Source organism: Pseudomonas sp. lyk4-R2A-8, from assembly GCF_030209095.1.
GTDB classification, from domain to species: domain Bacteria; phylum Pseudomonadota; class Gammaproteobacteria; order Pseudomonadales; family Pseudomonadaceae; genus Aquipseudomonas; species Aquipseudomonas quebecensis.
Genome location: NZ_JARVSS010000004.1, coordinates 1 through 16,960, shown reverse-complemented (window position 1 = coordinate 16,960; position 16,960 = coordinate 1). Strand labels below are relative to the sequence as shown.

General features: G+C 56.4%; 3 protein-coding genes. 2 read left to right on the top strand and 1 reads right to left on the bottom strand.

Annotated elements, in window-relative coordinates; translation table 11 throughout:
• Positions 1 to 26 precede the first annotated feature (26 nt).
• On the top strand, positions 27 to 15,605 hold the full coding sequence (locus QRN10_RS04505; RefSeq protein ID WP_285427915.1) for a two-partner secretion domain-containing protein: 15,579 nt from the start codon (positions 27 to 29) through the stop codon (positions 15,603 to 15,605).
• Positions 15,602 to 15,955: a hypothetical protein gene (locus QRN10_RS04500; protein WP_285427914.1), complete on the top strand. Its 354-nt coding sequence runs from the start codon at positions 15,602 to 15,604 to the stop codon at positions 15,953 to 15,955. Before QRN10_RS04505 ends, QRN10_RS04500 begins: the two co-directional genes overlap by 4 nt.
• A gap of 766 nt (positions 15,956 to 16,721) precedes the next feature.
• Here the strand turns inward: QRN10_RS04500 and QRN10_RS04495 are convergent.
• The coding region (locus QRN10_RS04495; RefSeq protein ID WP_285427913.1) for a hypothetical protein at positions 16,722 to 16,960 on the bottom strand (239 nt) is incomplete at its 5' end.

Sequence of the window (16,960 nt, the reverse complement as noted above, 5' to 3'; positions counted from 1 at the left end):
AACGCCTTCGGGCTTCGGGATCTGACATGGACGTTCGCCAGTTCGCCTTCCTTGCGCGCCAGCCTTCTGCTGTCGTAAAAAGCCGCTCCCACTTCCTGGGGCTGCCTAAACGTGGCTTGGCGTTGATCTTGGCCAACGCGATGTTTTGGCAACCGTTGCTCGCCCAGGCCGAAGGCATTGTAGTCAGTGCACCGGGCACTACGCTTGGGCAAGCGGGCAACGGCGTGCCCATCGTCAACATCGCCGCGCCCAATGGCAGCGGGTTGTCCCACAACCAGTTCCAGGACTACAACGTCGGCGCCAACGGCGTGATCCTCAACAACGCCACTGGCCGCACCCAGTCGACCCAGCTTGGCGGCATCATCGTTGGCAACCCGAACTTCAACGGCAACGCCGCCAACGTCATCCTCAATGAAGTCAACGGCGGCAGTCCCAGCCAATTGCGTGGCTATACCGAAGTGGCGGGGCAATCGGCCCACGTGATCGTTGCCAATCCCTATGGCATCAGCTGCAACGGTTGCGGCTTTATCAACACGCCACAAGCGACATTGACCACCGGTAAAGCGGTGATCGAAAACGGTCAGATCAGCCGCTATCAAGTCGATCAAGGCAGCGTCGCCATTGACGGCACCGGCTTGAATGCCAGCAACGTTGACCAGTTCGAAATCATCACCCGCGCCACCACCCTCAACGCGCAGATCCAGGCGAAAAAGCTCACCATCGTCACCGGCCGCAATGATGTTGACGCCCGCACCCTGAATGCTACCGCGCGGGCATCGGACGGCAGCAAGGCGCCGGATCTGGCGATTGATTCGTCGGCGCTGGGCGGGATGTATGTGGGCGCGGTCAAGCTGGTGGGCACCGAAGCGGGCGTGGGGGTGAAACTGTCCGGGGACATGGTTGCCGGTGGTGATATCCGGATTGATGCTGCGGGCAATGTGGTCATGAGCCAGACCTCGGCCGGTGCGGCGTTAGCAGTCAAGACCGCCAACCTGGAAGCTAAAGGCGCGGTCTACGCCGGTACCGATTTGTCGGTGAAAACCCAAGGCGCGCTGACCAATCAACAGGCCCTGGCGGCCAAGGACAGCATCACCCTGGACGCCGGTGGCCGGCTGACCAATAACGGGATTATCGAAGCGGGCGTGAACGCTGATAACAGCCGCAACAGTCAAGGTGACGTGCACTTAGAAGCACAAGCCATGGACAACACTGGCAAGACCGTAATTGCCAGTCGTGACCTCAGCGTTCAAACCGGCGAATTCACAAACCAGGGTGGCACGTTGAGCGCCCAACGCAATGCGCAACTGACCGCGACGAACGTGGATAACCAGAACCAGGGCCGCATTCTCAGCGCGGGCAGTCTCGGGATAACGGCCGATCAACTGCTCAACAGCCAGGGTGGTCTGATTACCGGCACCGGTAACTTGACGGCGGGTATCGGGCAACTTATTAACCGCAATGGCGAACTGTCGAGCCAGGCACAGGTCACCTTGCAACTGGCCTATTTGGATAACGTGGCGGGGCTGGTGTCGGCGGGGCAGTCGTTGAGCTTGAATGCCTCGGGCCTGATCAATAACCAGGGTGGTCGTATTTCCGGGCGCCAGGCTGTTCAGATTACTGCCGGTTCGCTCAACACTAGCCAGAAGGGGTCGCTCACCAGCCAGGGCAACCTGGACCTGAAAGCGAGCGCAGTTGATAACAGCGCTAGCGGCCAGATTGCTAGCGCCCAAGGCATGACGGCTGACCTGCGTAGCCTCGACCAACATGATGGCGGCCATCTCGTCGGCAGCACGGGGCTCACCCTGGACCTTAACCGCGGTCAACTCGACAATCGAAATGGCTTGATCAACACCCGTGGTCAACTCACGCTGAATAACATCAATGCCGTTGATAACCGACAGGGCGAAATTTCCAGCACGCGATCATTTGTCCTGGCTGCCAGCAGCCTCGACAACGGCTCCGGCAAGGTGCTCAGTGATCAAGGCCTGGCCTTGCATATCGCGGGTTTGTTGGAGAATGGAAGGGGTCTTGTCTCTGCTACGAGCCTGGATGCAGTCACTGGCGACCTTAACAACCAGTCGGGGAAGTTCAGCGCTCGCAATAGTCTGAACTTCACCGTTACCGGTTTGCTGGATAACACCAATGGCGAGCTATTGGCAAAGGACCTTGCACTGACGACGGGAGGCCTCAACAACAGTAACGCACGCGTGCAAGGCGACCGAACCCTCGCTATCAACAGCGGCGCACTGGCCAACCAACACGGCATCCTGGCCGCCGGCAACAGCTTGACGCTCAACGCTACCAACGTGGATAACAGTGCGGGTCAGTTAACTAGTGACGGCGTGTTGACCGCGGCCATTGCCGGGAATTTGCTCAATCAAACCGGCTTGCTTGCCGCTCAAGGTGACCTGCATCTCAACCTTGGCAGCCTGGACAATCAGCAAGGCAAGCTGTTCGCGCAAAATAACCTGGACCTGCATGTGGACGGTGCGCTGAGCAATCGGCGCGGCACCTTGCGAGGCGATACCCGGCTCGACCTCAAGGCTGGGCAAGTCGATAACAGTGAGGGCGGTCGTATCAGCGCCAACCAGTCTCTCAAGGCCAATGTTGTGAGTCTTGCTCAGCACAATGACGGTCGGTTGTTCAGCCAGGGCGATGTCAGCCTCGACCTTAATTACGGGCAGTTGAACAATCAGGGCGGTGTGATTAATGCAGCGGGCCAGTTGTTGCTGGCCAACCTCGGCAACGTCGATAACCAGGGCGGCGAAATCTCCAGCAGCCAGGCTTTTACCCTGGCAGCCGATACCTTGAATAACCGCAACGCCAAACTCCTCAGTGAACAAGCTCTAACCGTGCGAATCGCTCGTGCACTCGACAACGCTCAAGGACTGGTCTCGGCTAACACCTTGGATATACGCGCTGGCAGCCTGGATAATCAAGGCGGCGTACTTAGCGCCGGTGACGGTTTGATCACGCAGATTTATGGGGCACTGGATAACCGCAACGGTAAAGTGTTGGCGCGTACGGCATCGGTCAATAGTGCGTCCCTAGATAATCGCCTGGGCCTGCTGCAAGGCGATACGGCAATCACCCTCAACAGTTTGGGCCTGATTGACAACCGCCAAGGCACATTGGTGGCGGCGCAGAGCATTGATCTCACCGCTGCGGGCCTGGACAACAATGCTGGGAAGCTGACCAGCGATGGGTTGTTGACCGCACGCATTGCCGGGCAATTGCTAAACCAGAACGGACTGTTCAGTGCCGGCAGCGTTTTGCAAGTAAGCGCCGCCAGCCTCGATAACAGCGCCAAGGGCAATCTCTATGGCAAGGGTCATCTGGGTGTAATGCTGGCTACGTCGTTGAATAACGATCAAGGCGCGCTCTATAGTGACGGCACCCTGGCAATGAGTGCGGGGCAAGTCGACAACGGCAACGGCGGGCGTATCACCAGCCAACAGCAACTCACTGTCAGCGTGACTGGCCTGGACCAGCATAATGGCGGCGGCCTCTATAGCCAGTCGGGTGTGAGCCTGGATTTGAACCATGGGCACCTGAATAACCAAGGCGGCTTGATACAGGCGCCGGGCGCGCTGCTACTGAACAACCTCGCCAGCGTTAATAACCAGGGCGGGGAAATCTCCAGCGACCAAGCGCTGCGTTTTACGGCCGACAGCTTCGACAACCAGAGCGGCAAGTTGCTCAGTGAACAGGGATTGATCGTCCGTATTGCCCGGGCACTGGACAATACCAAGGGTTTGATCAATGCCAATGCGCTGGACGTGTCGGCGAACAGCTTGCTGAATGCCGAGGGTGCACTCAAGGCCCGTGATGAACTGGTCGCTCAGGTCGGTACGACACTGGACAACCACCAGGGCGAAATCCTCGGCGCCCGCATGCGTCTGGCCAGTGCGGTGCTGGATAATAGCGGCGGCCTCATTCAGAGCGATAAAACGCTAACACTCAACAATACCGGTGCACTGACCAACCACAACGGCCGTATGATCAGCGGCCAGGCGTTGTACCTGAGCTCTGGCAGCTTGGATAACCAAGCCAAAGGCAACATCGCTGGCAATAATGACCTCACTCTGAGCATCGGTCAGTTCGATAATCGCGGTGGTCGCGTAACGGCGGCAGGGGCATTGCTGGCCAACGGTGACCAACTCGATAACGGTGGTGGCGGCCTGTTGAATTCGGGTAAGGCTATGTCCTTGCAGTTCGATCGCCTGGACAACCAGGGTGGCGAAGCTTCCAGCGTCACCGATTTATCCCTGACCAGCGGTCAGTTCGACAACAGCCGCGGTGGGCGCTTGTTGGCCAATGGCGCGGTGCAGCTGACCCTAGACCACCTGAACAACCAACAAGGCACTGTGCGCGGCGGCGGCAGTCTGAGGCTGCAAGCCGCCACGCTGAACAACAACGGCGGTCGCATCAGCAGTGGAGCGGCGCAGCAATTGACCACCACCGGCGCCCTGAGCAATCGCAACGGCGAATTGCTGAGCGCCATGGCGCTAACCTTGAACAGCGCCAGCTTCGATAACCAGGGCGGAAAGCTGATGGGCGATGGCGCCGTAAGCATCAGCACCGGTACTTTGAATAACCAGAACAGCGGGCGCCTGACCAGTGCTGATCGCCTCGACTTGACGGCCGGGCAGGTAGATAACCGTTTCGACGGCACCATCGCGAGCAATAAAACTCTTACTGCCAGCATCAACGACCTTGATCAACGCGGCGGCGGCGAGCTCTATAGCTCCAGCGACCTGACCTTGAACATGAATCAAGGTATCCTCAATAACTCCGGTGGTCTGATCCATGCGCCAGGCCAATTGCGGCTCAAGAACCTGTCCGCGGTCTCTAACCAGAACGGTGAAGTCTCTAGCGGGCATGCTTTCACCCTGGCCGCAAAAAGCTTTGACAACAGCAACGGCAAGGTGCTCAGTGATCAAGCGTTAAGCCTCAAAATCGACCTGGCGTTGATCAACCTTAAAGGTGTGATTTCTGCCGCCGGGATCACCACACAGGCGGCCCGTCTGGATAACAGCAGCGGCGTGTTCAGCAGTTCCAAGGATGTAGTGCTGACCCTGGGTGCCGACCTGCTTAATGACGATGGTGAGGTGTCCAGCAGCGGTGCCAGCGTGGTTAACGCAATGACGTTGAATAACCGAAATGGCGGCAAGGTGATGGGCGATATCAGCCTCGACCTGACCACCACCGGCGCACTCTTCAATCAGGGCGGCACCTTGGGCAGCGGCCAGCGTTTGAATGTCACGTCGGCCAGCTTGGATAACAGCCAGTCCGGCAGCCTGGTGAGCGATGGTAGATTGACGGTGGAGGTCAATGGACTACTGGACAACCAAGCCAAGGGAGCAGTACTGGCCAAAGGCGTGATGGATATCCAGGCGGGCAGCGTAGACAACCGCACAGGCCGCCTATCCGGGCAAAACCTTCTGACCCTGCGCAGTGCCAGCCTGGATAACCGCGGTGGTGCGGTACGTGCCAATCAGAACCTAAACCTGCACATTGGCAAGATAGACAACCGTGAAGGCGTACTCAACAGCAAGCAGGCATTGGCTATCGCCGGGCAGTCGCTGAATAACCAGGGCGGTCTTGCCAGCGCCATTGGCCCGGTTCGCCTGACGCTGGACAACGTCAACAATGCCAAGGGTCGCATCGCCAGCCAGGATGATCTGGAGGCCATCGTAGGTGTCTTGAACCAGCAAGGCGGCGAGTTGGTCGCCCTGGGCAACTTGACCCTCAACGGCGACACCCTGGATAACAGCGACAAGGGCCAAATAGCTGCTACAAAAGCACTGAAGCTCAAAGTCAGCAACCTCGACAACCGCGCCGGGGAAATTTCCAGCCAGCAAAACATGGACCTCAGCGGTCAGCGTCTGGACAACAGTGGCGGCAAGCTGCTGGCCGGGACTGCGTTGGAGCTGGCGATGGACGAGGTGATCAACCAAGCGAAGGGTCTGGTCTTCGCCCAGAGCACCCGCTTTACCGGCGCCCGCTTGAATAACGCTGATGGTACCTTCGGCGCCAAGCACTCTTTGGCGATGCAACTGTCGGCGGGCCTGGACAACACCCGTGGCAACCTCACCAGTGAAGGTTCGATGGACCTGATTGTTCAACGTCTCGATAACACTGGCGGCAGCCTCTCTGGCGCCGGTCCTCTAACCCTCAGTAGTGCCACGGACGTACTCAATACAGGCGGAATCCTCGAGAGTGCACAAGGCCTCAAGCTGACCAGTGCCAGCCTCGATAACACCAACGGTCTGCTCAAAAGCCAAGGCACCACAACCCTCACTACTGGCGTGTTCACAAACGGCTTTGGCGCGCGTGTCACCAGTGCAGACAGCCTCGACCTCACGGCCACCCAAGTCACCAACAGCGGACATATCGGCAGCGTCGGAAGCCTGAGCGCCAACTTCACCGGCCTGACTCAACGGGGCGGCGCCGAGTTGGTCAGCACCACGCAACTGACCCTCGACCTGCACAACGGCGAACTGGTCAACGCAGGCGTGATTAACGCTCCCCTCCTGGCGCTGAATAACCTCGCCAGTATCGACAACCAGAACGGCGAAATCTCTAGCCAGAACGCTTTCACCCTGGCCGCGAAAAACCTCGACAACAGCAACGGCAAACTTATCAGCAACCAAGCGCTGACCTTGCGCGTTGACCAGGTGCTGGCCAACGTCAAAGGCCATATTAACGCCGCTGGCCTCGACGCCCGCAGCACCCGCTTGAACAACACCGAGGGCCTGCTCAGTGGCCGGGGCGATGTGAACATCAGCGCCACCGAACTGTTGGATAACCAACGCGGCAGTGTGATTGCTGACGGCGCCTTGCTGCTGACCGGCGGAGCCCTGGATAACCGTAATGGCGAGATCGCCGGCAAGGCCCAGGTTACGGCTACCACCGCGAGCATCGACAATCAGAACGGCAAACTGATCAGCACCGAAGGCCTGCACCTGCGCGGCGCCAGGCTGGATAACCGTAATGGTCTGGTAGGCGCCACAAAAGCGCTGAAACTCGACGTAGATATGATCGACAACCGCGACGGCGAGCTGACCGGCAACGCCGACGTCGCCGTCACCGGCCAGCAATTGAACAACAGTGACAAGGGCGTGGTGTATGCGGACGGCGGCCTGAGCCTTACGGTTGATCAGATCATCAACCGCACGCTGGGTGAAATGAGCGGCCAGCGCCTGGCCCTGACCGGCACGTCGCTGGACAACAACGGCGGCAAGCTGCTCAGTCAACAACCGTTGATGCTGGAACTAGCAGGAGACCTGGACAACAGCCAAGGTGTGCTGGGCAGTGAAGATACGCTGAGTATCAAGGCGCGCAGCCTCAATAACAGCGAGGGCAGCCTTTCCAGTGCCCAAGGCTTGAACATCGCCGTCACCGAAATCCTGAATAACCACAGTGGGAAATTAGTCAGCGATGGCAACCTGACGCTGCGCAGTGCCAGCATCGGCAACGAACAGGGCACTATCAGCGGCAAGGGCCCAGTCTCAGTCATCACAGGCGTGATGAATAATCAGGGAGGTCGCCTCAACAGCGGCGACACCTTGACACTGACTACCGGCCAGTTGAACAACGGCGGCAACATCGGCGGCGAGAAGGGCGTGACCTCCAGCGTCACCGGGCTGGACCAGCAAGGGGGCAAGCTGTTCAGCAACGCCGGCTTGAGCTTGGACCTGAACAACGGCGTGTTGAATAACACAGGCGGCTTGCTCAACGCCAAGGGCCCGTTGCTGCTCAACAACCTCAACACCGTCACCAACCAGCACGGCGAAATCTCCAGCGGCCAAGCCTTCACCCTGGCCGCGCAACGCCTGGATAATAGCGACGGCAAACTGCTCAGCAACCAAGACCTGACCCTGCGCGTCAACCAAGCGCTGAACAACATCAAAGGCCTGATCGGCGCAGCCAGCCTTAATGCTCACGCGGCGGCGTTGGACAACCGTGGCGGCACCTTGAGTAGCCGCAGTGACCTGCAGTTGAGTAGTGATGGTCTGTTGAGGAACACCGAGCAGGGTTTGATCAACGCGGCGCAAACTCTGACCATACAAAGCGGTGATTTGAATAACCAGAATGGCAACGTACTGGGCGCTGCTGTCAGCCTCAACGCCATGGCTCTGGATAATACCGTGGGCGGCCTGATTAACAGCAAAGGCAGCCTGAACCTGACCGCTGCCAGCCTCAATACCGGCAGTGGTGGCGAGGTTTCGGCCAAAGGTGCGCTGGGCATCGACGTCAATGCCCTGGCAGTGGCGGGCGGTCGTATTGTCGGCGACCAGGGCGTGAACCTGGACCTTAACAACAGCGACCTGGATAACCGTAACGGCCTGCTCCTTGCCAACGGCCCGCTGGTCCTGAAAAACCTGCGTGACCTCAACAACCAGGGCGGTGAAATCTCCAGCCAGCAAAGCTTCTCCCTGACGGCGCGCAGCCTGGACAACACCAGCGGTAAACTGATCAGCAGTCAGACACTGACGCTCAATGCGGGCAGTCTGCTTAACACAGCGAATGGCTTGATGTCCGGCTGGCAAGGCTTGAACGTCAGTGGTGAGAGTCTCGACAACGGTCATCAAGGCACGCTGTCCAGCCGCAACGGTGCTGTGGATGTGCGCCTGACGGGCGCGCTGCTCAACAACGCGGAAGGCGCACTGGTCAGTCAGGATCGGCTGGACGTCAGTGCGGCCAGCCTGGATAACCGCGACAAGGGGGTTCTCTCCAGCGCCGCGGGACAGAGCCTGAGGGTCTCCGGGCTACTGAGTAATGCTAACGGTGGCCTGATTGACAGTGGCGCCGCCCTTGATATGCAAGCGACCACGCTGGCTAACATCTCCGGCACGATCAACGCCCAGCAAGCCCTGTCTTTCACAGGCACGGACCTGATTAACAACGGCGGCACCCTGGTCAGCAATGGCCAGTTGACCCTTGATCTGCTAGGCAACCTCAACAACGGTGGCGGCAAACTTGCCAGCTTCGGCCCCTTGTCGCTGCGACGGGCGAACCAGGTCTACAACGACGCAGACGGCCAGATCGCCAGCCAAGGTCTACTGACGCTGTTCGCTGGCGGGCTGAACAACAGCGAACGCGGCACCATCGCCGGCAAGGAACGGGTGGCAATCACCACCATCGGTGTGCTGCAAAACCAGGCCGATGGGCTGATCTACAGTCAGACCGCTGACGTACAGTTGAGCGCTGCCAGCCTGAACAACGTCAAGGGCATGGTGCAAGGCCAGAACGGCCTGAACTTGGACATCAGTGGTGACATCGACAATCAGGGCGGAAAACTGCTGGCGCAAACCGGCGACACTCGCCTGAAAGCCAGCACGCTGGATAACCGTGGCGGTACCTTGGCCAGCCTTAAAGGGTTGCTGGACGCCAAGGTGACCGGCGTCCTGCGTAACGGATACGGCCAGACAAACCAGGGCGGTATCGCCCAAGGCCATGGCCTCAACCTGACCGCCGCCAGCCTCGACAACCAAGGTGGTCGCATCGCCGCCCTCGCGGGCGACACCGTGGTCAACGCCGACTACTTCGCCAACGCCAACGGCGCCGTGTTCGCCAAAGGGTTGCTGCGTGTCTCAGGCCAGAACCTGGACAACAGCGTCGGGCAGATGGCCGGTGGCGCGATCGACCTGGGCGTGAGCGGTGCACTGGCCAACCGCTCGGGTGTGATTGAAAGCGATACAACCCTGAGCGTGGCTGCCGACAGCGTCGACAACCAGGGCGGCAAGCTGCGCGCCCTGGGACGCGAAAGCAAGACACTGTTCCAGATCGGCAACCTGTTTGATAACCGCAATGGCGTGGTGGAAACCGCCAACACCGACCTGACCCTGGCGGCGAACAACTTCCAGAACAGCGGCGGCCAGCTGTTGCATGTGGGCGAGGGTAACTTTGATATTTCCCTGCCCAACGTCACCGGCGCAGGCGGTAGCATCGTCACCCGTGGCGGCCTGACACTTAACGCCGACACCTGGACCAATAGCAGCGTGATCCAGGCCGGGCGCCTGAACGTTAACGTCAATAACTTCACCCAAACGCAAACCGGTCAACTGTTGGCGTCCAAGCGCCTGGAAGGCAAGGGCGGGAACTGGACGAACAACGGGGTGATTGCCAGTGACGGCAGCCTGGCGTTGCAGTTGACCAGCGATTACCAGGGGGATGGACGGGTTAGCAGCGTTGGGGCGCTGGACGTATCGGCGGCGCAGATGACGCTTAACGAGCCGGCAAGCATGGCCGGTGGCGGGCTGACCAACGTGACGGTAGCCGGGCAGTTGACCAACCGGGGGCGTTTGACCTCCAACAGTGGCATGACGATCAACACCGGAGGAGTCAGTAACTTTGGCACTGTGGCGAGCGCACAGAATTTACTGATCAATGCGCAGACCCTGACCAACGAGCGGATTCGGGCCAATGAGGGTTCGCTGTTGCTCAGCGGTGGCGACATGAAGTTGCAGGTGGGGACGTTGGCCAACACCTACAGCGATATTTACAGCCTCGGCGGGGTCGAGGTGGGTGGATATAACGGTGTTGAGCGTGCAGCGCGGGTGGATAACCTGTCGGGGCGGATTGAGTCGACGGGGGACATGTCGCTTAAGGCGGCGGTTGTGGCGAATAAGATGGAGAGCTTCAATGTCAAGGCCACGAACGCGGTGTCTGCCTCGATTGGGGTGAGGTGCCTTGACTGTAGCTATGTCGGACAGAATGGTGTTTTCACCTCCCATCTCGTCTGGCAGCAAAACTTTAATGTTGAGGCCACGGGTGAGCAGGTGACGGCCAGTCTCGTATCGGGCAAAAATCTGAGTGTGCTGGGCGACAAATTCGAGAATTTTAACTCTACTGTTTCCGCTGTCAGCGATATCAATATTGCAGTTAACGACTTTAATAACACAGCCAGCGCGATGGGGGGATATCAGAGTCTCAAATACATACAAATGTATCCCAGTGTGGGGCTGTGGGGGCAGATATTCCACTACAACGCAACCAACGATTCGACGTACAACAGAAATATCCATTTTTGGAACGCGGCGGAACAGGAAAGCATCGTTGGACTTAAGCAGCCCACTTATCGCAATCAAACTATTGCAACCTATAACTTGAATTTCGGGCCAAAGGGAGGGCAAGGCGCGTCTGTTCCTAAAGCTAACTTCATACCGGGGGTTACTGTCCAGGCACCGGCAGAAATCCTCAACGCCACACCGTTCGCCGAAAAAATAATTGCTTCTCCAGGGGCCAGTTTTGTACCTGCCGTTATTCAAGCCGGCGGTAATGTGTCCATCAATGCGGCCAACAAAATCACGAACGGTGTCGAGCGTTCCTTTAGTACAACCGTTGCCGGATCATCTCGCGACATCAATACCCAGATTTCAGGTACTGGCAACTCCACGATCATCAACCTCAATCGCCAACTTCCTCCGGATCTAGCTCAGCAGAAAGTCGACCCATTGACGCTAGCGGGGTTCAGCTTGCCCAGCGGCAAAAACGGCCTGTTTCGCTTGAGCGAGCAGGGCGTGAGCACCCAGCAGGCGGGGCCGGCTCGTCCTGAAGTGCAAAGTTGGACCATGGGCGCAACTGAAATTGGCTTGGCTCAGCGCCAACAAGTTATGCCAGAAAAACAAGGGCGTACGATCCAATTCGACGGCGCAAGCCTTATCACGGCTAGCACTCGTCAAGTGACTGTCGCCGCCCGCGAGGCGAGTAACGTCAATGCGAATTCCCTTGCAGTGAATGTATCCGATGTCGCGAACGCCGATACCGGTACAGGCTTGCCAGGACGAGCCTCCGACTGGGGTATTGTTCAAATTGGCGCGATTAGCGTCGGGACGTCGAGCGGTATTCCGGCTGTCAGCGCATCTCAGATTTCCGACCTTATACCCGAGGATCGAGATCCTCGTATTGCTATAACCGCACCAGGAAGCTCGCCATCGCAGCACCCGGAGTTGAGTGTGCCCGTAGATCGCACAACTCGCGTAGACGGTAGTCAGCATGATGTTATAGCCCCTGACCTTAACATTCCGGGTGTTACTCCGCTGGCCGCCCTCGCCGTCGTGGGTGTGGCAGCGGTAGACCAGCCTGTTGGCGAGGGACCTTCGCCAGTCAGTCGTCAGACTATTACACGTGTGGAAGGCCTACCATCAAGCAAGGCGGCTTCCCAGCCACATAAATACTTGGTCGAAACCAACCCGGTACTCACTGATCTCAGGCCGTTCATGAGCTCAGACTACTTGCTTGCAGGCCTAGGCTATAACCCTGATGAAAGCGCCAAGCGCTTGGGTGATGGTCTTTATGAACAGCGCCTGATTCAGCAGGCCATTGTTGAGCGTACCGGGCAACGGTTTATCGACGGCCAGACCTCGGACGAGGCGGTATTCCGTTACCTGATGGACAACGCTATCCGCAGCAAACAGGCTCTCGGGCTATCGGTAGGAGTGTCGCTGACGGGGCAGCAAGTGGCTGCACTGACCCACGATATCGTCTGGCTGGAAGAGCACGTGGTCAACGGAGAAAAAGTGCTGGTACCAGTTTTGTACCTGGCCCAGGCCGACGGTCGCCTGGCGCCCAATGGCGCGCTGATAGCGGGCCAAGATGTGAACTTGATCGCCGGGAAAGACCTGGAAAACGCTGGAACATTGCGCGCTAGCAATAACCTGACGGCAGTTGCGGGCAGCGACTTGATCAACAGAGGCTTGATTGAAGCTGGCAACCGCCTGGACCTGCTTGCCGGCAACAATATCGTCAACAAGTCCGGCGGCATTATTGCGGGTCGCGATGTGTCGATGACTACGATCAACGGCGACGTGATCAACGAGCGCACCACGACCGGTGCGGGTTACAACATCGGCTTCTCTAAACACAACGATTACATCGACAGCGCTGCCCGCATCGAAGCTGTCAGCGACTTGAGCATCAGGGCCGGTCGTGACGTCACCAGTAAAGGTGGCGTGCTGCAAAGCGGCAATGACACCACCATCGTTGCTGGGCGCGACGTCAATCTGATTGCTGCGCAACAGCACGACACGATGAATGGGGGCAAGCGTAATCGCTCCGAGGAAATTACCCAGAGTGGTTCAAGTGTTGAGACCGGGCGTGATCTGAAAGTGACTGCGGGGCGTGACTTCACTGCGATTGCCAGTGAAATCGAGGCCAAGCGCGACGTATCGATGAGCACGGGCGGCGATATCTACTTGGCCTCTGGCGCTGATGAGCAGCACTCCTATTCCAAGACATCCAGCACCAAGCGCCAAGAAGACCACGTCAGCCAAATATCCACGAGCGTAACCGCTGGCCGCGATGTGACGTTGAGCGCGGGTAAAGACTTGGCGTTGATCGCCAGCCGTATCAGCTCGGGTGATGAAGCCTATCTGGTCGCAGGCAACAACCTCGGGATACTTTCCGCTGAAGACAGTGACTATTCATTGTACGACATGAAGCGCGGGGGAGGTTTCGGCTCAGGAAAAACCCAGCGCGACGAAGTGACGGATGTCAAAAACATTGGCAGTCAGATCAAGTCTGGGGGCGATCTCACAATTCAGAGCCAGGGTGACCAGAAGTATCAGGTTGCCAGATTGGAAAGTGGAGAAGACCTGACGATTGTCAGTGGTGGCGCTGTGACCTTCGAGGGGATGAAGGATCTCCACCAGGAAAGTCATGCAAAGAGCAAAAGCAGCTTCGCCTGGAACACCATGAGCGGTGCCGGTAACACCGACGAGACTTTCAAGCAGACTCAGATGTCTGCCAAGGGCAGCATTGTGATCAAGGCCGTCGATGGGCTGAACATCGACGTAAAACACGTTAATCAGCAGACGGTCAGCCAAGCTATCGATGCAATGGTCAAAGCAGATCCGCAACTAGCTTGGCTTAAAGAGGCAGAGAAGCGCGGTGACGTGGACTGGCGCAAGGTTCAAGAAATTCACGAGAGCTTCAAATATAACAACTCAAGTTTAGGCGGTGGTGCAGCCCTGGTGATTGCCATCATAGTCACCTATTTTACTTGGGGATTGGGGGCTGAACTTGTAGGCGCTGCAGCTACTTCGACGACAGGCCTCGCTGCGAGCGCTGTGTACACAGGAGTTGCTGTAAAAACAGCTACGAGCGCTATCAATAATAAAGGGGATTTGGGAGAGATTGCTAAGGATGTGACATCTTCTGACAGTCTGAAAGGCTATGCGATCGCAGGACTTAGTGGCCCTATAGCAAAGCTTTTTGGTGTGACTGGAGCATTCACCGCAGCAGATTTAGGGAGACAACTCGCTGTCAATTCTGCGCTTAAAACCGTCGTGAATGGCGGTAGTTTTACCAGAAATGTTGGCCAAGCGGCCCTTGATCTCAGTGCGAGCCTTCTTTCTGGAATGATTTATGAGCAGGTGGGTGCGAAGCTAGTTGGTTCAGAGCTTTCCACTAAAGTGGCGGTACACGCGATCGTTGGGGGACTGATCGCGGAGGCTGCGGGTGGAGATTTCGCCTCTGGTGCTATTGCAGCAGGCGCTAACAAAGCGCTGGTGCAAGCATTTGGGGACGACTTGTTCCCAGGTGCGGCCCACGAGCGGCTCTTGGCCATGACTTCTCAATTGATCGGAATGACGGTTGCGGCAGGTTTGGGAGGGAGTGCAAAAGACCAAGAGGTTGCAGGCTGGGTAGCGCAGCAGGGCACGGTTTACAATTATTTAGAGCACAGCCAGCAGGAAGCTTTGGCTAAACAAATTGATGCGACCTGTGAAAGGAGAGTTTCCTGCATTCTTGAAAAGCTTGATGAATGGAAGCCGTTGGCAGACAAGCAAAACCTTTTTACGCCTGCTGAGCAAGCGCAGTACGACCAAGCCCAACAGATCCTTACCGATAAGCTATTGGAAAATTGTGATTCGGATTTTTGTAGCATCTATACTGTAATTAACATGAAGCAAGCGGGTCTTAAGTGCGGTGACATTTCGTGCTTACGGGAATCGGCATGGACGGCTCAGAAAGAGCAATATATTCGGCAAAGGCAGTGGGGTAAGCTAATTTTAGAGGCCTTAGGTGATGGCGGAGCCATAGCAGGCGCACTGGCCCCTGTTCTTACAGGTGGGTCGAAAGTTTTATCTGGGGCAGGTAACGCTGTTGATGACGCAGCAGCAATTGCGAAAGGCAGCGGCAGTAATTTAGGGCTAGCAGATACATTGTTGCCTGACGCTGATTTTATTGGGCGAGGGATTGTTCGAACAGACCTTGCAGATCACCTTGTCAATGCTGCTATCTCAGGAAAGCAAATATCCGGCGGGCATAATTTGGAAAATTTTATGCAAGCATTGAAAGATGCTTCTGGCACGATTTCTGGTAAGCCACTTGAAGTGGCGCCAGGAATATATAAGGTAGAATATAAGCTGCCAAATGCTACCAAGGATGCGGTTAAGACGGTGTACGATCCCAAGGTGTATCCAGAAATGTCGGATATGGCTAGTGATGCTGCTCGTAGAGCGCTAATTCAGTATCAGGCGACGGGTGAGAGACTGCAGGAAGTTATTGTTGGTAAGTTGAGGTTTCAGGTTCCGATTAATATAAAAGATGGAGAAATGTATGTTCCGACTGCATTTCCAATTGGAGTTGTTAAATGAAGTGGGGTGAGTTGCCGGGAGATAGTGAGGATCTGTTATATTGGATTCTTTGGTTTGCTATCGGTGCGTTTTCAGAGGGCGACTTAGAAGGGCTTTTGGAGAGGATGTTTATACGTTGGGAAGGGCTTTCTGGTGACCCCGGTTGGGAGTTTGAATACGAGCCGGATGCATGTTCTGGGCACTATGTTTTCTCAGCTGATCAGGACATGAGCGGTATTTTTCCTAATTCCCGTGTTTATAGTGTTCAGGTGGTTAAGGAGGCCGTGAAGGAATCTATGCTTGCTCTTGGGAATAAATATCCTGAAAGAGCTGGTGATATCAAAAAGTTGATATTTAAGTATGAGCTTTGACAGCTTGCTAAGGAAATCAGATTTATTTTCAGTGTGCAGCTGGTACGCTGCCTACTGTGATTCAAGTTCAAGGAAATGATCATGGGTTTTTGAGTTATAGCCGGTTTTAGTGAAATCAAGATGAGGTGGGGGATCTTGAAGTGGGCCGTGTACCCATTGACGTAAGAGGTAAGGGAGATATTCGTTATTTTTTGGAAGGGTTAACTGGGGCAGCAATACCTTGGTGTAGCCCGGATGGGTTGGGGCCTGATGATGTAGATATTCTTGCTTGCCTATTGATCGACGATGGGGGACCTTTTGTTGAAACTATTCATTGGCTAGACGAGGGTTTGAATAGATTGATAGCAGTGAGGCGAGAGGATGAGGTCTCCACTGAATGGGCTCGCGATGCCTGGGCAATCCATATTTCGAAAGGTTGAGTTAAAATTTATTCACTCTATGATGAGGACCTCTCAATAACTATAAGTTTGGATGACTACGAGCAGGTTTTACGCGGTTGGAAGGATTTTCCTCTGTAGGAAGGCTGCTGGATAGCGCGTCAGCAAACGAGGTCAGCTCACGATTCCATTCTTTGGTGATTTAGTAATTTTAAATATAGTCTGTCCTTTAGTACTTTAACTACGAATTGCCACAACTTTGAAGTAAGGCAATCTGGAAGTCGAACCGCTCAGACACGCATCGTAGGTGATCCAGTAGCTGACTGCCTCCGCCTCCTTTTCCTACAAGTCATTGCTTTGCCACGCTTTGACAACCTAATCCAACCCGACTAACTTTCGTGGCGTGCTGCGCTCATGCGGCTCACGCTATGCAGCAACCTTATCTCTCCACCACGTTCTTCCGTGGCACCGCTGCGACTAACAGCTAGCAAATGACTGTTAATCATTGGGTCCCTGGTTCGAGTCCAGGTCGTGGAGCCAGATAGGGAAAAGCCTGCAGCGATGCAGGCTTTTTTTTGGTTCTTCACGGATTGCCGGGAAAGACGCTCTTGATCTTCATGAAAAAGAA